17 protein-coding genes are annotated in these 21,126 nt (G+C 67.4%); 6 read left to right on the top strand and 11 right to left on the bottom strand.

Annotation, left to right across the window (positions count from 1 at the left end; translation table 11 throughout):
* Positions 1-14: 14 nt before the first annotated feature.
* From AMS67_RS00475 to AMS67_RS00440, 8 genes are all read right to left on the bottom strand, one after another.
* Positions 15-1,415 (bottom strand): FGGY-family carbohydrate kinase, encoded by a 1,401-nt coding sequence (locus tag AMS67_RS00475; protein WP_053385616.1) that lies wholly within the window; start codon positions 1,413-1,415, stop codon positions 15-17.
* On the bottom strand, positions 1,412-2,485 hold the full coding sequence (locus tag AMS67_RS00470) for a class I mannose-6-phosphate isomerase (protein ID WP_053385615.1): 1,074 nt from the start codon (positions 2,483-2,485) through the stop codon (positions 1,412-1,414). Before AMS67_RS00470 ends, AMS67_RS00475 begins: the two co-directional genes overlap by 4 nt.
* A gap of 82 nt (positions 2,486-2,567) precedes the next feature.
* Positions 2,568-3,578, bottom strand: a complete 1,011-nt coding sequence (locus tag AMS67_RS00465) for an ABC transporter substrate-binding protein (RefSeq protein ID WP_053385614.1) — start codon at positions 3,576-3,578, stop codon at positions 2,568-2,570.
* A 47-nt stretch (positions 3,579-3,625) separates the two neighbouring features.
* A complete protein-coding gene (locus AMS67_RS00460) occupies positions 3,626-4,660 on the bottom strand; it encodes an ABC transporter permease (RefSeq protein WP_053385613.1) in 1,035 nt (344 codons plus the stop codon).
* Complete coding sequence (locus tag AMS67_RS00455; RefSeq protein ID WP_053385612.1) at positions 4,660-5,436, bottom strand: ATP-binding cassette domain-containing protein; 777 nt, start codon at positions 5,434-5,436, stop codon at positions 4,660-4,662. Before AMS67_RS00455 ends, AMS67_RS00460 begins: the two co-directional genes overlap by 1 nt.
* A gap of 2 nt (positions 5,437-5,438) precedes the next feature.
* Positions 5,439-6,170 (bottom strand): SDR family oxidoreductase, encoded by a 732-nt coding sequence (locus AMS67_RS00450; protein ID WP_053385732.1) that lies wholly within the window; start codon positions 6,168-6,170, stop codon positions 5,439-5,441.
* Between the two features lie 62 nt (positions 6,171-6,232).
* Positions 6,233-6,994, bottom strand: a complete 762-nt coding sequence (locus tag AMS67_RS00445) for a class II aldolase/adducin family protein (protein ID WP_053385611.1) — start codon at positions 6,992-6,994, stop codon at positions 6,233-6,235.
* Complete coding sequence (locus AMS67_RS00440) at positions 6,991-8,499, bottom strand: rhamnulokinase (RefSeq protein ID WP_053385610.1); 1,509 nt, start codon at positions 8,497-8,499, stop codon at positions 6,991-6,993. The genes AMS67_RS00445 and AMS67_RS00440 overlap by 4 nt, the downstream gene beginning before the upstream one ends.
* A gap of 162 nt (positions 8,500-8,661) precedes the next feature.
* Here AMS67_RS00440 and AMS67_RS00435 point away from each other — a divergent pair, with 162 nt between their 5' ends.
* A complete protein-coding gene (locus AMS67_RS00435; RefSeq protein ID WP_053385609.1) occupies positions 8,662-9,423 on the top strand; it encodes a DeoR/GlpR family DNA-binding transcription regulator in 762 nt (253 codons plus the stop codon).
* Positions 9,424-9,533: 110 nt separating this feature from the next.
* On the opposite strand, the gene AMS67_RS00430 is transcribed toward AMS67_RS00435, so the two are convergent.
* Together AMS67_RS00430 and AMS67_RS00425 are read right to left on the bottom strand one after the other, a co-directional pair.
* Positions 9,534-10,304, bottom strand: coding sequence for an SDR family oxidoreductase (locus tag AMS67_RS00430; RefSeq protein WP_053385608.1), 771 nt, complete (start codon positions 10,302-10,304; stop codon positions 9,534-9,536).
* A 135-nt stretch (positions 10,305-10,439) separates the two neighbouring features.
* The gene (locus AMS67_RS00425) at positions 10,440-11,201 is read right to left on the bottom strand and encodes a DeoR/GlpR family DNA-binding transcription regulator (protein WP_053351621.1); all 762 of its coding nucleotides are present in this window, start codon (positions 11,199-11,201) and stop codon (positions 10,440-10,442) included.
* A 142-nt stretch (positions 11,202-11,343) separates the two neighbouring features.
* Between AMS67_RS00425 and AMS67_RS00420 the strand changes: the two genes are divergently transcribed.
* From AMS67_RS00420 to AMS67_RS17190, 4 genes are all read left to right on the top strand, one after another.
* On the top strand, positions 11,344-13,386 hold the full coding sequence (locus AMS67_RS00420) for a bifunctional rhamnulose-1-phosphate aldolase/short-chain dehydrogenase (protein ID WP_053385607.1): 2,043 nt from the start codon (positions 11,344-11,346) through the stop codon (positions 13,384-13,386).
* On the top strand, positions 13,383-14,876 hold the full coding sequence (locus AMS67_RS00415) for a rhamnulokinase (RefSeq protein WP_053385606.1): 1,494 nt from the start codon (positions 13,383-13,385) through the stop codon (positions 14,874-14,876). The genes AMS67_RS00420 and AMS67_RS00415 overlap by 4 nt, the downstream gene beginning before the upstream one ends.
* Positions 14,877-14,886: 10 nt before the next feature.
* The gene (locus tag AMS67_RS00410; RefSeq protein ID WP_053385605.1) at positions 14,887-16,152 is read left to right on the top strand and encodes an alpha-hydroxy acid oxidase; all 1,266 of its coding nucleotides are present in this window, start codon (positions 14,887-14,889) and stop codon (positions 16,150-16,152) included.
* Between the two features lie 835 nt (positions 16,153-16,987).
* Positions 16,988-17,590, top strand: a complete 603-nt coding sequence (locus AMS67_RS17190; RefSeq protein WP_156316471.1) for a putative endonuclease domain-containing protein — start codon at positions 16,988-16,990, stop codon at positions 17,588-17,590.
* 172 nt (positions 17,591-17,762) lie between these two features.
* Here the strand turns inward: AMS67_RS17190 and AMS67_RS00400 are convergent, their stop codons facing one another.
* The gene (locus AMS67_RS00400) at positions 17,763-20,303 is read right to left on the bottom strand and encodes an MMPL family transporter (protein ID WP_053385603.1); all 2,541 of its coding nucleotides are present in this window, start codon (positions 20,301-20,303) and stop codon (positions 17,763-17,765) included.
* A 184-nt stretch (positions 20,304-20,487) separates the two neighbouring features.
* On the opposite strand from AMS67_RS00400, the gene AMS67_RS00395 reads away from it, so the two are divergent.
* A complete protein-coding gene (locus AMS67_RS00395) occupies positions 20,488-21,072 on the top strand; it encodes a TetR/AcrR family transcriptional regulator (protein ID WP_053385602.1) in 585 nt (194 codons plus the stop codon).
* The last annotated feature ends 54 nt before the right edge of the window (positions 21,073-21,126 follow it).

The following is a 21,126-nucleotide window of genomic DNA, read 5'->3' as shown; positions in this document are numbered from 1 at the left end:
GGAGGCTGCGCGGGTCACCACGACGACTCCGCAACGTGCTCCCACAACCCCGCGGCGACTCCGGCGAACAGTGCCGCACCCCGCGCGCCGGCTTCTCGCACATCGGGGATCTCCACGGCACCGAACTGTTGCCGCTTCGCTGCGAGCAGCGCTGTGCTGGCCGTCCACCCACCAACGGCAAGCATGCGACGCCGTGGGCCCGCGTGGTGAGTCATGAGCGCATCAAGGGCTGCCGCTTCGCCCGTGACTCCCGTCACTGCAGCGAGCCAGACAGCGCCCGGCCGTGTCTCTCGCGACACCAGCGCGGCGAGTTCCTGCTCGGTGGCGACGTCGCCGATGCTGGGGAGGTGGTCGGTCGCGTGTGGAAGCACTGCATCCGGCACGCTGACGCGTGCGGCGTCGGGATCGGCAGCGCCGAGCGCCGCCGCATCGAGCGACCGCGTCACGTCAGTGACACCGAGCGCGTCGAGCACGCGACCCAGTGTGCGCCCGCCCTGCGTCGCACCGAGCAGGCACCACCGGCCGGGGAGCGCGTGCCAGCCCACCGTCACTCCCGCCCGCGTAAGCTGCCCGATCACCGGGTCGTCGAGGCCCGGATCGGCCGTGCGCACCAGCGCCTCGGCGGTGCCGCAGGAGTCGAGCACGTCTCCGGCGTTCCAGGCTCCGGCACCGACCGCTGCCGATTGGTGGTCGTGCCCGGCCACCGCGATTCGCGCGCCGGTGAGGCGCGCATGCACAGCTGCGGTCACGGGCCCCAGGTCGGTACCCGCGTCGAGCAGCTCGGGGAGCCACCCCGTTGGCACCCGGGAGAACTCCAGGGCTTCGCCCCACCACTCGCGCGTGCGCAGGTCCAGCCATCCCGTCCGAGAGGCGAGCGACGGTTCGCTGGCGGCACGACCGCCGAGCGCGTACGCGATCCACTCGGCGACGCTCAGCCGCAGGCGGCCGGAGGCAGCGGCCTCAGGGACATGCTCCGAGATCCATCGGCTCTTCGTGAGCGACCACTGCTGGCCCGCGGGCAACCCCGTGGTCGTGGCAAAGCGATCCGCGCCGAGTACCTCGATGAGCGCTCGACGCTCCGATACATCTCGCTCGTCGTACCACGCGATGACGGGCGCCACCGCGCGATCGTCCGTGTCGAGCACGATTCCAGATTCGGCCAGGCTCGCAATTCCGATTCCGGCGACCGTACCCTCGGGGGCCTCATCGAGCGCCGCTCGGAGGGCGTCGAACGCGGCCTGCCGGAGTGCATCAGCCGAGGTCTCCGCTCCGCCGTTCGAGGCGGGCTGCCAGACGATCGAGCGCCGCGCGCTGGCCTTCGGCGATCCCGCGCCGTCGAAAACGACGGCTTTCGCCCCGGTTGTGCCGACGTCGAGACCGACCAGCAGCACGCCGGGTTCGAGCATCGCGTTCATGAATCCTGCGGCGTCCCTACGGTGTGCGGCACGGGTGCCGGCCGGCAAAACACGACGTCGAGCCCGGGGTCGACCGTCACGGGGCCCGCGTCGTGGCGCACGAGAAGCACACGACCGCGCTCCACGGGAAGCGCGTGCCGTGCGGAGGCGATGCGCCCGCTGCCCCCGATGACCACCGCGATTGCGAACCCCGCATCGAGAGTCGCTGCGGTGGCGCCCGGGTGCACTCGTTCGGCGCCGTAGAACTCATGAGTGTCGGCGGGGAACAGCAGCTGAATGCGGCCGATCGTGGGCCGCACTTCGCGCAGGGTCCGCAGCGCGTCGGTGTCGAGCGCGGTCGATGAGAACGCCGCGAGTGCCGTGTCGACGGTCAGACCGAGCAGTGCGTCGGCCCGGTTGAGCCCGGGGTACCCCGCGTATTCCAAGAGAATCGAGAGGTCGGTCGGCTGCTGGAGTTCGAGCAGCGTGATTCCGGGTCCGATGCCGTGCGGTACTCCGGCCGGCACGTGCACGGTGTCGCCGGGTCTCACCCGGAAGCGGTGCATCGCAGCGGACATTGCGGCGACGTTCTGCGTCTCGAACCAGTCGGCGAGCTCCGTCTGCGAGACGTCGCGGGTGAAGCCGAGCAGCACTTCTCCCGGCGCGTCGTCGTCGACCGCGAGAATGAACCACGATTCCGTCTTGCCGCAGCAGCCCAGGCCGTGCTGGCGCGCGTAGGCATCGTCGGGGTGAGCGTGGATGAAGAGCGCAGCGTCGGTGCTCAGCAGTTTGGTGAGGAGCCCGGTCGACCCTGCCGGCAGGTGCGCAGCGAGATCCGGCCCGAGAAACCCTTCCGGCTCGTCAGCAACCGCGTCGCGCAGGGTGCGACCGTCGGAGAGCACGGTCAGTCCGACTCCCCCACCCGAGAAGACCTCGGTCGTCGACCCGAGGAAGTCTTCGGGGCAGCGATCATCGCGCTGCGGAATTCCGCGGAAGGCGGCGATGCCGCTGCCCCCGAAGTACGGCCGGTCGAGGGGCTGGTTAGCCGGGAGGTCGATGATGCCCGGGAGCTGGTGGATCGGCGTCGACATCGTGCGTCCTTTCTGGTGCCTGGCGCGGCCGACGTACGACCGCGAAAGGCGGCCAGGCACTCGGCCCGGCCGCCCCGGCGGGTTATCCGCAGGATTCCTTGTAGACGGCGTCCTGCATGCTGTCGAGGTTGTCGGCGGTGAGCACGACCGTTTCGGTGCCGATCTGCGGGGTCACATCGCCGCCGGTGAGCTCGGCCACGGTCTGCTCCACAGCCTGCTTGCCGATGTCGCCGGGCTTCTGCGCCACGAGTGCCTGCACATCGCCGCGCTCCAGCTGCTCGACCTGAGTCGCGCCGGCGTCGAAGCCGACGATCTTCACGCTGCCCTGGGCGTTCGCGTTGCGCAAACCGGTTGCGGCGCCCTGTGCTGCGAACAGGTTCGTCGCGAAGACGCCCGAGAGGTCGGGGTTCGCGGCAAGGGCTGCCTGGACGATGGACGCGGCCTTCGCCGGGTCGTTGTCGTTGATCTGTGCGCCCAGGTACTCGATCCCGCTGTGCGTGGCGATCTGGTCCTCGAACCCCTTCTGTCGTGCGTCAGAGGTCGACGCGCCTGCCTTGAACGCGATGACGAGCACCTTGCCCTTGTCGCCGATGAGGTCAGCGAGCGCATCGGCCGCGGCCGCGCCGCCCTGCTCGTTGTCGGTCGCTACCGAGGTGAAGGCGAGCGACGGATCGTCGAGCGTCGTGTCGACCAGACCGACAGGGATGCCGGCGTCGACCGCCTGCTTGAGCGGCGGCTCGAGCGCCTTGCCGTCGGTCGGAGCGATGAGCAGCGCCGCGGGCTTCGTCGCGACCATCGAGTTGACGATCGGGGTCTGCACCGCAGCCTCGAACTGGCCCGGGATCTGCGCGGAGACCTTCATGTCGTACTCAGCAGCAGCGTCCTCGATGGCGCACTGCATGGAGATGTAGAACGGATCATTGACGCCGGGGATGAACCCGATCGTCTTTCCGGCGAGATCGGCGGTGCTGAGCGCTCCGCCCGACTCGCTCGCCGCGGCCTCGGACTGCTGGCTTCCGGTGGTGCACGCGGCGAGCGATACGGCCAGAGCCGACACCGCGAGAAGCGCTGCACTGCGCTGAACGTTATTCATCTTCGAATGTTGCCTTTCGTGTGGGTTGGGTGGATCAAGTGAGGAGGTCAGCGGTTGCTGTTGCGTCGACGCATTTGGTCGAGGTACACCGCGCCGAGCAGCACCGCGCCGACAGCGATCTGCTGCCAATAGGGGCTGACGTTGAGGATGACGAAGCCGTTCTGCAGGATGACGGGGATGAACACGCCGATCACGGTGCCGACCATGAGGCCGCGGCCGCCGAAGAGGCTCGCGCCGCCAATCACGACTGCAGTGATCACCGAGAGATTGTCGGTCGAGTGCCCGCCAAGTGTCGTGGTGGCGAAGCGCGCAACCGAGAGGTATCCGGCCAACCCGGCGAGGAGGCCCGCGAGCATGTAGACCTTCACGAGGTGGCGATCCACATTGACGCCGGTACGGCGCAGCGCTTCGGCGTTCGAACCGACCGCGTAGGTGTAGCGACCGAATCGGGTCTCGGCGAGCACGACGCCGAAAATGACTGCGACGACGAGCGCGATCACCGCGAGAATCGGGATCCCCAGGATGCGACCCGATCCGATCGTGTCGACGAGCTTGAACGGCACGTTGCGAACGTCCACGCCTCCCGTGATGAGCAGCGACGCACCGAGCGAGGCCCCCATGGTCGCGAGCGTCACGATGAGTGCCGGGATCTTCGCCTTCGCGACGAGCAATCCGTTGAGCAGGCCCCAGGCAGCACCCGCAACGAGGGCGACGACGACGCCGATGAGGAGGGTGAGCGGTGATCCGTTGCCGATCGCCGACATTGTCATCGCCGACGCGACGCTCGAGAACACCAGCACGCCACCGACCGAGAGGTCGATACCGGCGGTGATGATGACGAATGTCGCACCGGCGGCCATCACGAGCAGGATCGCCGCGTCGGTCAGCAGGTTGATGAAGTTGTTGGGCGTGAAGAACGCGCCGGGGCGCAGCACACCGAACACGACGACGAGCGCGACCATGGCGAGGAACAGTCGGAACGTGTCACTCGTCAGCACGCGTCGCAGCAGCGGGGGTCGTTGGTACAGGTCGGCCGATCCGATCACGGCCGTGGACATGGTCTCCTCATGTGGAGCGATCATCACTGCTTTCCTTCCTTTGCACCGCTCGTCATCGCGGAGACGAGATCGTCCACGCTCGTGGTGGCCGCGTCGAACGTTGCGACGCGCTGGCCGAGCCTCAGCACCTCGACGCGATCGCTCACCTCGAGCACCTGAGGCATGTTGTGGCTGATGAGTACCACCGCGATTCCGGCGTCGCGGACGCGGCGAATCAAATCCAGCACCTGCTTTGTCTGCACCACCCCCAGTGAAGCCGTCGGTTCGTCCATGAAGATGATGCGCTTCGCCCACATGGCAGCGCGCGCGACGGCGACCGACTGTTTCTGGCCCCCCGAGAGTTCCGCGATCGGCGCGGTGATGTCTTTCAGCTTCACCCCGAGATCGGACATCTCCCGCTCGGCCGTGTCGAGCATCTGCTTGCGATCCAGGAAGCCCAGCGCGCCAAGCAAACCACCGCGCTTGAGCTCTCTCCCGAGGTAGAGGTTCGCCGCGGGGTCGAGATCCTGTGCGAGCGCGAGATCCTGATAAACCGTCTCAATGCCGTGACGGCGGGCGTCTTGGGGGCTTTCGAAGGTGATGGGCGAACCGTCGAAGCGCAGCTCCCCGGCATCGGGCCGGATCGCACCCGAAAGCATCTTCACGAGTGTGCTCTTCCCGGCCCCGTTGTCGCCGATCAGCGACACGATCTCGGCCGGGTACACGGTGAAGTCGGCCTCGCGCACCGCGCGGACGTGGCCGAACGTCTTCACGATGCCGCGCGCCTCGAGCAGCGGCTCGAGTTGAGTGGACTGGGTCATGGTCAAATCTCCTGTGCAGTCGGAAGGATCACGAGATCGCGGATGTTCACGTGGCGGGGGCGGCTGAGCATGAACAGCACGGCTTCGGCAACGTCCGTCGAGTCGATGCCGCGAGCCGCGGCGATCTCGGCCGCGATCTTCGCCGACGCTTCTTCGCCGATACCCCAGAGTTCGTTGAGCACGACCCCCGGAGCGATGGCCCCCATGCGGACACCGGAGCCCACGAGCTGGCGACGTACCCCGTGGGTGAACGCCTGAATCGCGTGCTTCGACGCCGAGTACACGGGCTCCCAGTGGATCGCCTGGTGCCCGGAGACCGAGCTCGTGACGATGATGTCGCCCGCACCGGCGGCGACCATGGCGGGCAGTACCTCGCGCACGATCGCCAGCGCGCCATAGACGTTGACGTCGAGCAGCGCGCGCACGGCCGACAGATCGGCTTCGGCGAAATCGCCCGGCAGGTACAGCCCGGCGTTGGCGAGCAGCACATCGATGCGCCCGAACCGCTCGGTCGCAGCCCGCACGATTTCAGCAGCGCCGCCGTCGACCGAGACGTCGATCGGCACCGCGAGGTGTTCGCCGGGAAGCGCGTCCGCGACGCTGCGGAGCCGTTCCTCGTTTCTGCCGACCAGCACGACGTGGGCGCCGGCATCCGCGAGTGCTCGCGCGTAGGCGCGGCCGATGCCCGAGCTCGCGCCCGTGACCACCGCGGTCTGTCCTGCGATCCGTTCCATCGCCTGTCCTTTCTTCGCCGTGCGCTGCGGCACCGGCACATCCTCGTGGTGATGCATCGCGCTCAACCGGCCAGCATGCTGCGCCGGAGAATCTCATCGGGCCGAGTGTCGATCCGCGACGCGTGCTCGTCGGAGAGGAATACCGGCCCGCCGATCGAGAGCGCCGAGCTGAGCACCTCGGCGCACTTCACCGTCATCTGGGTGATGGAAAGCGCCTCGTCTGCGGTGCGAGCGAGCGCGAACACGCCGTGATTGCGGAGGTAGATCACCCGCGGACGCTCACCGTGCTGCTCGAGGTGATCCTGCAACGCCCGCGACACCGCACGAGCCAACGGCAACCCCGGGTCGACGTAGGGCACGAGCAGCGGGCGGCGTCCCATGACGACGATCTGGTCAGGAAACAACGCTCCGGCGGTGAGCAGCTCAGCCTGATCCGAGCACAGCAGCGCGTTGACGGGCGCCGGATGCGTGTGCACCACGGCTTCGACACCGTCGAGCCGCTGACAGACCGCGTGCAGCACGGACTCAACCGACGGACGGCCATCGCCCCAGGTCGTCGCGCGGGCGAAGAGTTCTCGCACGAAGTCGTCGCTCTCGGCGCCGCCATCGATCGCGTCCCAGTAACTCGGCAGGTCCACCTCGACGAAGCTGCCGGCATCGGCATCACTCATCGACGTTCCGGTCGCCTTCACCAGCATGCGGTCGGGAACGGTGCGCAGTGAGGTGTTGCCTTCGGCCAGAATGGCGTACTCCCGTTCGGGATCGCCGGCTCTGCGAGTGAGCTCGACGATCTCCGAGATGCGGTCAGGGGCGGTGTCGGTCATGCGTGGGTCTCCTCGACTCCTACGTGGGCGGGTGCTGATGCGGGTAGCGGTGCGGACGCGGTCTGCGGGGCCACGACCGGGGAGTATCGGTGGATCTGCGTGGCGTCGAGGGCTTCGAAGACGTCGGCGGGGTGCACCACGACCCCGTCGGCCGCCGCCTGGATCGCAATATTGCCGATCGCAGTCGCTTCGGTGGGGCCGGCGACCACCGGGACGCCAGTCAGCTCGGCGGTCAGGCGGCAGAGGCGGTCGTTGCGCGAACCGCCACCGACCATGCGGATGCGCTCGGGCTGCACGCCGGTGAGGGCGACGACAGCGCGGACACCGGTCGCGTAGTCGCTCGCGAGGCTGTCGACAATGGCGTGCACGACAGGGCCCCGACCGTCAGCGACTGGCCGCCCGACGCTCGCGCACAGCGCACGCACGCGGTGCTCCATCGGGCCGCTCGGGAAGAGCACGGGGTCGGACGTGTCGAACGTGCGCGCGTCGAAGTCGTGGGTGCGCACCTCGTTCAGCAGCTCGGCGAGATCGGGATCGCCCCATTCGCGCAGGCACTCCTGCAACGTCCACAGCCCGGTGAGGTTGCGCAGGAGCAGCGTGCCGTCGGCGCCCCGCTCGTTCGAGAACCCACCGAGCCGTGCGGCCTCCGAGGTGACCGGTGCGTCGACCGCGGCACCGATGAGCGACCAAGTGCCGCTGGAGATGAGCACTTCCCGGCCCCGACTTCCCGCGGCATCCGCGAAGGCGAACGCCGCGGCGGTGTCGTGCCCAGCGACGCGGCGCACAATCACGCGGGTGCTGAGGTCTGTGTCGCGCGCAGCCTGCTCCGTCAGAGCTCCGGCCGGGTCTCCGATTCGGGCAACCGCGGGAAACTCGAGATCACCGATGCCCACAGCCGCCGCCAGCTCAGGCGAGAACTCCGCGCCGCCGGCGTGCAGCAACTGGCTGGTCGAGGCGATGGTGGGATCCGTGCCGACAGTACCCGTGAGCCAGTACGCCCAGAGGTCGGGGATGAACACGAGTCGGTAGCCGGCGAGATCCTCGGTGCGCGAGCGTGCGCCCAATCTGAGGGAAGTGTTGATCGGGTGGTCAGGGATCCCTGACCTCTCGTAGACCGCGCGGGCGTCGAGGGAACGCGTCGCGATGATCTCCGTCGCGTTCGGAGCTCCTCGATAGCTGAGCACCGGCAGCTGAACCTCACCCGCGCCATCGATCAGGGCCCAGTCGACTCCCCAGGAGTCCACACCGATACTGCGGATTTCTGCACCCAACGCCGCGCCGAGCCGCGCCGCCTCTCGAAGCCCCGTGCACGATTCACGGAAGAGTCGTTCCACGTCCCAGGCTTCGCCCGCATCGGTGGCGAGAACGCCGTTGTCGAATCGATGCGTCTCCGTGAAGCTCCAGACACCGGCATCGCACACGCCGAGCACCACCCGGCCACTCGAGGCACCGAGGTCGACCGCGACGTACGCGAAGGGCCCATCGGTTGCTGCTATGGATTGCATGTGCGATTCACGTCCTTGTGAAAGTTACGATCATGTGTCGGGATGATGTTATATCGTGTTGCTTCTCACAACAAGTACAATCTTTTTTATCCAGGCTTTATGATGAGCACAGGGCAACGGGGCCGCGGCCCGAGCCCGCGAACGCAAGGGAGTGCATACTCGATGGCCGTAAACAGCACGTTCGACACCGAACGGCGGCGCGAGTCGATGACGGCTCGGCTCAGCAGCGAGGGGACCCTCCTCGTCACCGATGCCGCTGCCGAATGGGGCGTGCACGCGATGACCGTGAGGCGAGACTTCGAATTCCTCGTCGATCAGGGCATCGCGAAACGCGTACGCGGAGGCATCATCGCTCTCCGTGGCGACAGCTTCAAGCACCGCCGGCACCTGAACGCGACCGCGAAGGAAACGATCGCACAAAAGATGCTCGATCTTGTCGAACCCGAAGCGGTCATTGCACTCGACTCCTCGACGACCATCAGCGTGTTCGCCGAGCGCCTGACGCGACTCAGCGGCGTCACGATCATCACGAACGGTCTCCCCGCCTTCCACGCACTCCGCGATCGCGAAGGCGCCCAGGCATTCCTCACCGGCGGTGAGCAGGAGGTGCAGAACGACTCACTCGTCGGGCCACTCGCCGAATCCTCGCTCACGCACTTCCTCATCGGCACGGCCTTCATCTCGACCATGAGCCTTGACCCGCAGCTGGGCGCTGGGGAGAACACGCTCGCCCAGGTCTCGTACAAGCGCACCCTCGCCGCACGCGCGAACCGGCTGGTGCTCGCGATCGACGCTTCGAAACTCGACACGCAGGCACGCTTTCGCTCGCTCGGGCCGAGTGATATCGATGTACTGGTGACCGACCTGTCGCCGAACGACGTTCGGCTCGATCCCTATCGCGATCTCGTCGCTGAGATCCGATAGTCGGTCTCCACTCCGCGCTATCCGGCCCACGGTGCCGGTCACGCAGAAAGCGTTGTTCGGGATCACCTCGGCACGATCATGGCCCGCCGACGAGGTGATCCCGCCTCGACCTAAATGGCGGTGTACCCGCCGTCGATGATGAGATCCTGACCGGTGAGATACCCGGATGCGTCTGATGCCAGGAATGCGACGAGTCCGTGGAGGTCCTCGGGTTCCCCCATCCGCCCCAGGGGAATGCGCGCCACCCAATCTCGGGCGAGCTCAGGATTTTGCTCCGTGAACTGTCGCGTCATATCGGAGAGGAAATAGCCAGGTGAGATCGAGTTCACTCGGATTCCGGAAGGGGCCCATTCGACCGCCAGGGACTTCGCGAGGTGCGACACCGCCGCCTTCGAAGCGTTGTACGACGCCTGGAACTGGGGAACGTTGACGATGCTTCCCGACATCGAGGCGACGAAGATCGCGCTTCCAGCCTGCCCCGAGTCGAGCAGACCCCGCCCAAATGCCTGGGCCGCGAAGAACGTGCCGTCGAGATTGACCGACATCACCTTGCGCCACTCCTCGGCCGACACGTCGACCGAATCGTTCCACACCGTGATTCCGGCTGCGGTGAGCAACGTGCGCGGCACCCCGAGTTGCGTGGTCACCGTGTCGAACGCTGCAGCGACCGCCTGTCGATCCGTCACGTCGACACGCAGGCCCACGGCCTCCACCCCGAACTCGGCGGCGATGCGCGCGGCCGATTCTTCGACGTCGGGAAGGATATCGAGCAGCGCGACCGCCGATCCGGTGCGCGCAAGGGCGGTCGCGAGCGAGTAGCCGAGCCCTCGAGCGCCTCCGGTGATGACAGCGGGACCGGGCTTCGTTGCCGCGTCGGTCATGATGATCTCCTCTGATCCATGCGTGTGACTTGGTGTTACTTACACAGTGATATCACATTCACATTTGGGATGCATCGGCATGCGTCAAGTGCGCCTTTGGGCAGGCAGCATCGGTCGCATCCCGGGAGCGGCCTTTCACACGCGATCGACGTCGACGCCGAGTGCGCGCCAGGGCGCGGCGTCTGCCTCGCTGAATTCGTCATCGGTAATGAGGCGATCGACCGCCGAGGCGGGAACCACGCTGTGCTGACCGAACCCTGACGCCTTCGACGAGTCGAACAGCCCGACGACCCGGTTCGCCGCCAATGCGATCGCCCGCTTCGTTTCAGCCTCGGAGAACGAGCGCTCGAGCAGCCCCTGCTCGGGCGAAAGCGCCGAGACCCCGAGAAACGCCATGTCGATAGTGCCGTAGCCGCGCAGCAGTTCGGGCGGGAAACCGACCGTCGAGAATGAGGTGCGTCGCACCGTGCCGCCGAGCATCACGACCGCCGGGCCGGAGCGCTCGGCGAGCTGGCTCGCCACACGCAGTGAATTCGTCACCACCGTCGCATCCGCCCGCTCGGCGAGCTCCAGCGCGAGGTAGTAACCCGTCGATGACGAGTCGATCGCGATCACCGCTTCGCGTTCGACCAGCTCGGCCGCGCGGCGGGCCACCGCGCGTTTGGCGGTCACGCGCTGCCCCAGGCGCTCGGCCAGCGGCCCCTCTTCGCCGGTGCGCAACCGGGCGCCCCCGCGCACGCGCTCGATCAGCGCGCTGCGCACCAATCGTTCGAGATCTTTCCGGATCGTGACTTCCGAAACCCCCACCTGTTCGGCGAGTTCGACGACCGGCACCTGTTCGCGGCCCTCGAGAAGGTCGAGAATGCGCTCATCGCGTTGATCTGCCGGTGGGGTCATAGTTGTCGATGATACCGCGATCCGGCATCCCCAGTGCGAGTTTCGAAACGTATCTCCTTTCGAACGGAATCATGTGTACTTGTTTTCGAAAGCTCAACTGCCTATGGTTGACTCGTACCCATCGGATCTCGAAAGGCCGCCAATGACGCACACCGATCCCACCGCCCAGGCACTCATCGCCCGCTCGAACCGACTGGGCGCCGATAAGAAGAACACGAACTTCGCCGGCGGCAACACCTCGGCCAAGGGGTTCACGAAAGATCCCGTGACCGGCGACGACGTCGAGCTCATGTGGGTCAAGGGGTCGGGCGGCGACCTGGGCACGCTGACCGAGGCCGGCCTCTCGACGCTGCGCATCGACCGCCTGCGCGCACTCGTCGGCGTGTACCCGGGCCTCGAGCGCGAAGACGAGATGGTGGCCGCACTCGACTACTGCCTGCACGGCAAGGGCGGGGCAGCACCCTCGATCGACACAGCCATGCACGGCCTGGTCGACGCCGCCCACGTCGATCACCTGCACCCCGACTCCGGCATCGCCATCGCGACCGCAGCCGACGGCGAAGCCCTCACCAGCACCATCTTCGGCGACAAGGTCGTCTGGGTGCCGTGGCGCCGCCCCGGCTTCCAGCTCGGCCTCGACATCGCGGCGATCAAGGCCGACAACCCCTCGGCAATCGGCTGCATTCTCGGCGGCCACGGCATCACCGCGTGGGGCGACACGAGCGAAGAGACCGAACAGAATTCACTCTGGATCATCGACACCGCTGCGGCGTACATCGCCGAGCATGGTGCTCCTGAGCCGTTCGGCGCCGTCGTATCCGGCTTCGAGCCCCTGCCCGAGGCTGAGCGTCGCGAGCGTGCCGCGCGCCTCGCCCCCGTCGTGCGCGGTATCGCCAGCACCGACAAGCCGATGGTCGGTCATTTCACCGACGCCGATGCGGTGCTCGACTTCCTGTCGCGCGAGAAGCTCGCCCCGCTCGCCGCACTCGGCACGAGCTGCCCCGACCACTTCCTGCGCACCAAGGTGAAGCCGCTCGTACTCGATCTGCCAACGTCGGCAACGATCGACGAGCAGATCGCGCGTCTCCAGGAGCTGCACGCGGCGTACCGCGAAGACTACCGTGCGTACTACGAAGCGCACGCCGACGACGCGAGCCCGGCCATGCGTGGCGCCGACCCGCTCATCGTGCTCATCCCCGGAGTCGGCATGTTCAGCTACGGCGCGAACAAGCAGACCGCACGCGTGGCCGGCGAGTTCTACGTCAACGCGATCAACGTCATGCGCGGTGCCGAGGCGCTCTCGACCTACTCCCCGATCAGCGATGCCGAGAAGTTCCGCATCGAGTACTGGGCACTCGAAGAGGCGAAGCTGCAGCGCTTGCCGAAGCCGAAGTCGCACCAGGGACGCATCGCGTTCGTAACCGGCGCGGCATCGGGCATCGGCAAGGCCATCGCAACGCGCCTCGCCGCCGAGGGCGCCTGCGTCGTGGTCGCCGACCTCGACCTCGAGAAGGCGCAGGCTGCAGCCGCAGAGCTCGGCGGCACCGACGTCGCGATCGGCGTCGCCGCGAATGTCGCGGACGCGGCAGCCGTGCAGGGCGCCATCGACGCCGCAGTGCTCGCCTTCGGCGGCATCGACCTCATCGTGAACAATGCGGGCCTGTCGCTCTCGAAGTCGCTCCTCGACACCACCGAGGCCGACTGGAACCTGCAGCACGACGTCATGGCAAAGGGCTCCTTCCTCGTCTCGCAGGCTGCGGCACGCGCCATGATCGCCCAGGGCCTCGGCGGCGATGTCATCTACATCTCGTCGAAGAACAGCGTCTTCGCGGGCCCCAACAACATCGCCTACTCGGCGACGAAGGCCGACCAGGCGCACCAGGTGCGCCTGCTGGCCGTCGAGCTCGGCGAACACGGCATCCGCGTCAACGGCATCAACCCTGACGGCGTGGTGCGCGGGTCGGGCATCTTCGCCGCCGGCTGGGGCGCCAACCGCGCCGCGACCTACGGCGTTAAGGAAGAAGATCTCGGCCAGTTCTATGCGAACCGCACGATCCTCAAGCGAGAGGTCGTCCCCGAGAACGTGGCCGACGCCGTGTACGTGCTCACCGGGCCCGAGCTGACTCGCACCACCGGCCTCCATATCCCGGTCGACTCCGGCGTCGCGGCGGCGTTCCTGCGATGAGCACTCCGGCTTCTGACTCGACGGTCAACGCAAGCGGTGCCAGCGGTTCGACCGCCGGTACCGCTGTCGCGGCCGTCGACCTCGGGGCGACCAGTGGGCGCGTCATCGTCGGGCGAATCGTGCAAGGCGCTGATGGTGCCGAACTGCACACGCAGCACATCGCACGATTTGCGAACGACCCCGTGCGCACGCCTGACGGTCTGCACTGGAATTTTCTCGAGCTCTACCGTCAGGCACTCCAGGGTTTGGCCGCCGCCGAGCGCATCGCTCCAGGTGAGATCGCGTCCGTGGGCGTGGATTCCTGGGCAGTCGACTACGGGCTACTGCGCCACGGTCGGCTCCTGGGCATCCCGTTCCACTACCGCGACGCGCGTTGCGACCTCGGCGTCGCCGCCGTGCATGCCCGCGTACCCGCCGACGAGCTCTATGCGCGCAACGGATTGCAGCACCTCACCTTCAACACGATCTTCCAGTTGGCGGCAGAAGACGGGCTCCTGGAGGTCGCAGAACGCGCGCTCCTCGTACCCGATCTCTTCAACTATTGGCTGACCGGCGTCGAAGCTGCCGAGCGGAGCAACGCGTCGACGACTGGCTTGCTCGACCCGCGCACCCGCGAATGGGATCTCGAGTTGGCGGAGGCCGCCGGTATTCCCGCACGCATCCTGCCCCCGCTCATCGAAGCCGGTGAGCGACTCGGTCAGATCTCGGAGGAAGCCGCCCGGGTGATCGGCCGGTCATTCGACGTCGTTTCGGTCGCATCGCACGACACCGCTTCAGCAGTCGCCGCCGTGCCAGCTACTCGCCCAGACTTCGCGTACATCTCGTGCGGCACCTGGGGGCTCGTGGGCTTGGAGCTCGATGCTCCGGTGCTCACCGACGAAGCTCGAGAGGCCAACTTCACCAACGAAGGCGGGCTCGAAGGCACCACGCGATTCCTGCACAACGTGATGGGCACCTGGCTCTTCTCCGAGTCGCTCCGCTCCTGGGAGCCCGGCGCGACCGACGCCCAGCGTTCGAGTCTGCTCGGAGAGCTTCTTGCCGAGGCCGCAACGCTCACCGGCCCCGCGCCGGTGTTCGACGCGAACGACGCTCGGTTCTTCCCGCCCGGAGACCTCCCCGAGCGCATTGTGGGCTGGTTCACAGAGCGCGGCGAACGCGCACCCGAAGGCCGAGCCGAGATCCTGCGCTCCATCACCGAGAGCCTTGCAGTGGCATTCGCCGATGCGGTCACCACCGCGAGCCGCCTCGCCGATCGCGAAGTATCAGTGATTCACGTTGTCGGCGGCGGCTCCCAGAACACGCTGCTCTGCCAACGCCTCGCCGATCGATCCGGTCTCGAGGTACTCGCCGGCCCAGTCGAGGCGACCGCAATGGGCAACCTGCTCATTCAGGCGCAAGCGCTCGGGCTCATCGAACCCGGTCTCGCCGAGCTGCGCGCCGTCGTCGCCCGATCCACCGCTCCCATCCGTTACATCCCGAGTTCTTCGTAAGGTTTCAGACATGGTTTCCCGTCAGCTTCCCAATCCCAAGGAGCTCCTCGAGCTCATGCAGTTCAAGCGCCCCGAACTCGACGGCAAGAAGCGCCGCCTCGACTCGGCGCTGACCATCAACGATCTGCGCACGATCGCGAAGCGCCGCACCCCGAAAGCCGCGTTCGACTACACCGATGGAGCCGCTGAGGGCGAGCTGTCGCTGGCGCGCGCCCGTCAGGCGTTCGAAGATGTCGAATTCCACCCCGGCATCCTCAAGCCCGCTGCCAATGTCGACACGTCGGTCGAGATTCTTGGCGGCACGTCAGCGCTCCCTTTCGGCATCGCACCGACCGGGTTCACCCGTCTGATGCAGACCGAGGGCGAGATCGCCGGCGCCGGCGCCGCAGGGGCCGCAGGCATTCCGTTCACGCTCTCCACGCTCGGCACGACCTCGATCGAGAATGTGAAGGCTGCGAACCCCGAGGGCCGCAACTGGTTCCAGCTCTACGTCATGCGCGACCGCGAGATCTCATACGGTCTCGTGCAGCGTGCCGCCGAAGCCGGGTTCGACACCCTGCAGTTCACCGTCGACACCCCCGTTGCGGGAGCCCGCCTGCGTGACAAGCGCAACGGCTTCTCGATTCCGCCGCAGCTCACCCTTGGCACGATCGTCAACGCGATCCCGCGCCCCTGGTGGTGGGTCGACTTCCTCACCACGCCGAAGCTCGAGTTCGCGTCGCTGTCGACCACCGGCGGCACCGTCGGCGAACTGCTCGACGCGGCGATGGATCCGACGATCAGCTTCGACGACCTCCGCGTCATCCGCGACATGTGGCCGGGCAAGCTCGTCGTCAAGGGCGTGCAGACCGTCGAAGACGCCGCAAAGCTGACCGACCACGGTGTCGACGGCATCATCCTGTCGAACCACGGCGGGCGCCAGCTCGACCGCGCACCGATCCCTTTCCACCTGCTGCCGCAGGTCGTGCGCGAGGTCGGCCAAGACGCGACCGTGATGGTCGATACCGGCATCATGAACGGCGCCGACATCGTCGCGTCGATCGCGCAGGGCGCAAAGTTCACGCTCATCGGCCGCGCCTACCTCTACGGCCTGATGGCGGGTGGGCGTGCGGGCGTCGACCGCACCATCGCGATCCTGAAGAGCGAGATCGAGCGCACCATGAAGCTGCTCGGCGTCTCGTCGATCGAAGAGCTCGAACCGGCGCACGTCACCCAGCTGCAGCGCCTCGCGCCGGTCGAACCCGGCCTCGCCGCCCGCGCTCGCGCGGGCCTGTAGGTCACGGGGCCGCGCGCGGCCCATCGATCACTCCCCCAGACTGCGAACGCGGTCGGCCAGCGGATGTCGCGCCCACGACGCCCGCCGGTCGGCCGCGTTTGCGCTGCCTGCAGGGGTGCGCGGCGGTTGTGCGGCGGTGCGGCTGGCGCGGCGCTGCGGCCCAGCTGTTCCCCGCCGCCCTGTGGGAGCGGGGTCACTTTTGGAGGGTGTTGCGGCCCGCCGCCTCCTGATGCGTCTGGGGTAACTTCGGACCAGTGTTTAGGCGGTTGAGAGCCTCAGCACTGGTCCGAAGTTACCCCGATCGTGTGGGTGCGACCGCGACCGCCCAGTCGCCCAGTCGCCCAGTCGCCCATGCGCCCATGCGCCCCTGCGCCCCTGCTTATGGTGTACTCACAGTGCGCGAATGGCCACGTGCTGTTGCGCGCTTTCCACAGTTTGCACATATTGGCGAACTGCAGCATCACGCGGGCCCGAAGCTGACCGCATGACTCGTCGCCGCCCACTTCACCTCAGTCCCCGCGTGTACCGAACTTCTGAGCTCCGAGAGCACGGAGTCTCGGCGCAGAGGCTGCGTGCCACCGACATTCGCCGCATCGCACGCGGCTATGTTATTCATCCTGCACTGCAATTCGACCCGTTCGATTATCGGCAGCGCTGCATCGCAGTGGCAGAAACGCTGCGTCAAGGCCACTTCATCTCGCACCGATCTGCCGCCATCCTGTGGGGAGTGCCCGCGCCAGTGGCCCCTGGCGGACGCGTCGAAGTGTCTTCTTTCAGCCCACTCAAAGCGCCACAGACCCGCATCATTTCGGGCCATCGGGTCCGTACCGGATCGGTGGAGTGGGCAGAAATCGACGGGATCGTCACGCCGACACCGGCCGACATCTGGTGCCAACTCGCTGCAGTCGTCACGTTGGAACAGCTGGTTGCCGCAGGTGACTTCCTCATCTCTGGCACACCGATCGTTGACGCCTCCGCACGTTCGCACGCGGCTCAGCGGCGCACGCCGCCGCTCTGCACACTCGACGACATCGAGCGAGCTCGCCGACGCCATCAACGCACCACAGGCTCGCCTCTTCGGCGCCGAGCTGTTTCGTTGCTGCGGGCTCCCGTTGACTCACCGCCTGAATCGCATCTGCGTCTGGCGATCCTCCGCGCGCCACTCCCCGAGCCCATCGTGAGCTGCCCCGTAGCGACCCGCGAACGCGTGCTCTTCGCCGATCTCGGATACCCCGAGCTTCGCATCGCAATCGAGTACGAAGGCAAATACCATTTCTCCAACGCGACGCAGGTGAAGTTCGACCTGCGCCGTCGGCGAGCGATGATCGATGCTGGCTGGACAGTATTGCAGGCCACCGACGAAGATCTGGCGGATCCCACGGACTTCATCGCCGCGCTCGCCCGCGCGATTGCTGTGGCGACCGCAGCTCAGCGCTAAGTCGCCGATCGGGGTAACTTCGGACCAGTGTGGAGCGCCATTTGAGCGTCAACACTGGTCCGAAGTTACCTCAAAGAGCCGGGCGGCAGAGCGGCGGAGCAGCAGAGCAGCAGAGCAGCAGAGCAGCAGAGCAGCAGAGCAGCAGAGCGGCGGAGCTCCGCCGCCCCGCCGCTCACCCGTGGTGCACAGGGTGGCGGCGTTCGAGTGCCGCGCCCTCCACGTCGACGTTCGGAATGATGCGGTCGAGCCACTTCGGCAGCCACCAGGCGCCTCGCCCGACGAGGTGCATGAGCGCCGGCACGAGCAGCATGCGCACGATGAACGCGTCGAACAGCACGCCGAGCGCGAGCCCGAGACCCATCGATTTGATCATCACGGACTCCGAGGCGATGAAGCCGCCGAACACGGCGACCATGATGATGGCGGCCGCGATCACCACGGTGCGCCCCGCCCGGAAGCCCTGCGCGACCGCAAGCCGCGCCGGCGCACCGTGCGCATACGCCTCGCGCATGCCGGTGGCGAGGAACAGCTGGTAATCCATCGCAAGCCCGAACAGAATGCCGACGAGGATCACCGGCAGGAAGCTCAGGATCGGCCCGGGGTTGTGCACGCCGAGCAGACCGCCGAGCCAGCCCCACTGGAACACCGCGGTGACGGCCCCGTAGGTCGCGAACAGCGACAGCACGAATCCACCGGTGGCGAGCAGCGGCACGAGCAGCGACCGGAACACCATCACCATGATGAGGAACGAGAGCCCGACCACGACGGCGAGGTACTGCGGCAATACGTTCTGCAGGCCCTCGGAGATGTCGATGTTGATCGCAGCCTGGCCGGCGACGCCGAGCGTGATGTCGCCGCCGTCGGAGCTGATCGCGGGCAGCGCGCGCAGGTCGCGCACCAGGGCCTCGGTCGATTCGCTGTTCGGCCCCTCGGCGGGCACGACCTGGAACGCTGCCAACCGGTGGTCGTCGGAGACCGCGACCGGCGCGACGGCGACCACGTCGCTCTGCTCCGCGAGCAGGCTGGCGACGTCGACCTGAGCGTCGAGCACCCCGTCGTCGTCGAGCCCGTCGGGCAGGTCGGCGGTGATGAGCAGCGGCCCATTGGCCCCCTCGCCGAACGCGTCGTTCGTCAGGGTGTAGGCGCGGTACGCGGTCGATCCGGCGGCTTCGGAGCCACCGTCGGGCAGCCCCAGGCGCATCGACATCGAGGGGATCGCGATGACGAGCAGCACGATGACCGAGACGACGGCGGTCAGGATCGCCCGAACGTTGCTCATCGGCTTCACCGAGCGCATCGGATCGGGTGCCGTTCCCGGCTCCTGCGCGGCCGCCTCGGCGGCGCGAGCGCGCGCTCGACGGCTGAGCACGCGGGTGCCGGCGATCCCGAGCAGTGCCGGGGTCAGCGATACCGCGATGAGCACGGCGACCGCGACGCTCACGGCCCCCGCGGTGCCCATGAGTCCGAGGAACGGGATGCCGGTGATGTTCAGCGCGAGCAGCGCCACGATCACGGTCGTGCCGGCGAAGACGACCGCGTTGCCTGCGGTACCGTTCGCGAGCCCGATCGATTCTTCGACGCCGGCGCCCTGCAGCAGCTGGCGACGGTGACGATAGAGAATGAACAGCGAGTAGTCGATGCCGACCGCAAGCCCGAGCATGACGCCCAAGATCGGCGTGACCGAGGCCATCTGCACGAGCCCCGAGAACGACAGTGTGGCCATCGCCCCGACGCCGACGCCGACGAGCGCGGTGACGATCGGGAATGCGGCGGCGAGGATCGAGCCGAGCACGACGATCAGCACGATCGCCGCGAGCAGCACGCCGATCGCTTCGCCGACCCCGAGAATTTCGGGAACGCCCTGCGAAATGTCGGTCGACAGCGCCACGTCGACGCCGTCGATTGCGGTGCCCTCGAAGTGCTCAATCACCGCATCCTTCGACTCCTGGGAGAGATCGAGGCGGGGCTCCGTGAACGAAATGTTGACGAGCGCGGTCGTGTCGTCGCTCGAGACGAGGCGGATGTTCTCGGCGAACGAGGCGAGTTTCGCGCCCTGGTCGAGCTTCACCTGGTTCGCGTCGAGCTCGGCGACGCCGGCATCGACCTGCTGCTGCTGCGCGTCGAGTTCGGCGTTGCCGGCATCGAGCTGCTGCTGCTGGGCTTCGAGTGCGGCGAGCTGCGGGGCTCGTGCTTCGTCGGGCATCTCGATCGCGGCGAGCTGCGCGTTCGCGGCGTCGAGCTGCGCCTGGCCGTCGGCGATCTGCTGGCGAGCGGCTTCGAGTTGTTGCTGGCCGGCCTCGGCCTGCGCGCGACCGTCGTCGAGCTGCTGCTGCCCGTCGACAAGTTGCTGCTGCTGGTCTGCGAGCTGCTGCTGGGCTTCGAAGGGATCGATCACATCGGCGACGTCGGGCAGATCTTTCGCGCCCGCCGCGAGCTTCGTGATCTCTGCGCGCTGCTCGTCGGTGAAGGACTTGCCGTCAGTGGAGTGGAACACGACGGTTCCTGACGCACCGCTGAAGTCGGGCAACGAATCTTCCAGCTCTTCGAGCACCTTGCCCGACGCCGTGCCGGGCACGTCGAAGCTGGAACTCAGTCCCTTGAATCCGACGAGGAAACCACCGACCGCGATCCCCACGATTACGGCCCAGGCGATGATCACGGTCCAGGCGCGCCGCGCGGCGAACGTTCCCAAGCGGTGCAGCAACTCGGCCATGCAATCTCCCTCAGCTCACGGGACGACCGAGATACCGGTCGCCATCGTCTTCGACCAGCATGGGTAAGATAACACGGACCGTCTCGTCTTTACTGGGCGAATCGAAACGACGCGCTCGAACATCTCACGAGCCGGCGCACGGCGCCGAACTGAACCGCCTCGCACCGCCCTGAAAGGAGTCACCGTGACCGCTTCCACGCGCTCCGGCCCGGTACGCAGCGAGGCTGCGCGACAGGCGATCCTGACGGCGGCCGTCGAACTGCTCGCCGAACGCGGGTACGACCATCTCGCCATCGAGGGCATCGCGGCGCGCGCTGGCGTGGGCAAGCAGACCATCTACCGCTGGTGGCGGTCAAAGAGCGCGATCATCGCGGAGGCGCTGCTCGAGGGCATGATCTTGCGCGAGCGACTCGATCTGCCGAACACCGGCGATGTGCGCGCCGACCTCAGCACGTGGCTCGAAGCCATTGGTGAGGTGCTGCTCAGCCCGCAGGGCGAGGGGCTCGCCCGTTCGCTCATCGCAGCTGCAACGGACAACGCCGATGTGGGGCGCCGGCTGCGCGATGCGATCGCGGGGTCGGGTGCGCTGTCGACGAGGCTGCATGCCGCGAGTGGCACCGAACCGAACCTCACGCCTGGTGCACCGATCGACGAGATCGCCGAGGCGCTCGTCGGGGCACTGCTGCTGCGCGCCCTCAGTCGCTCACCCCTGGATGACGCGGCGATCCGGGGCCTCATCACTGTCGCGCTGGGCCCAGAGGCCCCCTGAGTCACGCGCGGACGACCCCCCTCAGCCGCGCGCTCCTGGCCACCGATCCCCGAT

Origin of the sequence: Leucobacter japonicus (genome assembly GCF_001273855.1) — a bacterium.
Lineage (GTDB): Bacteria > Actinomycetota > Actinomycetes > Actinomycetales > Microbacteriaceae > Leucobacter > Leucobacter japonicus.
Note: the sequence above shows the minus strand (reverse complement) of the source record. Positions and strands in the feature narration are given on the sequence as shown.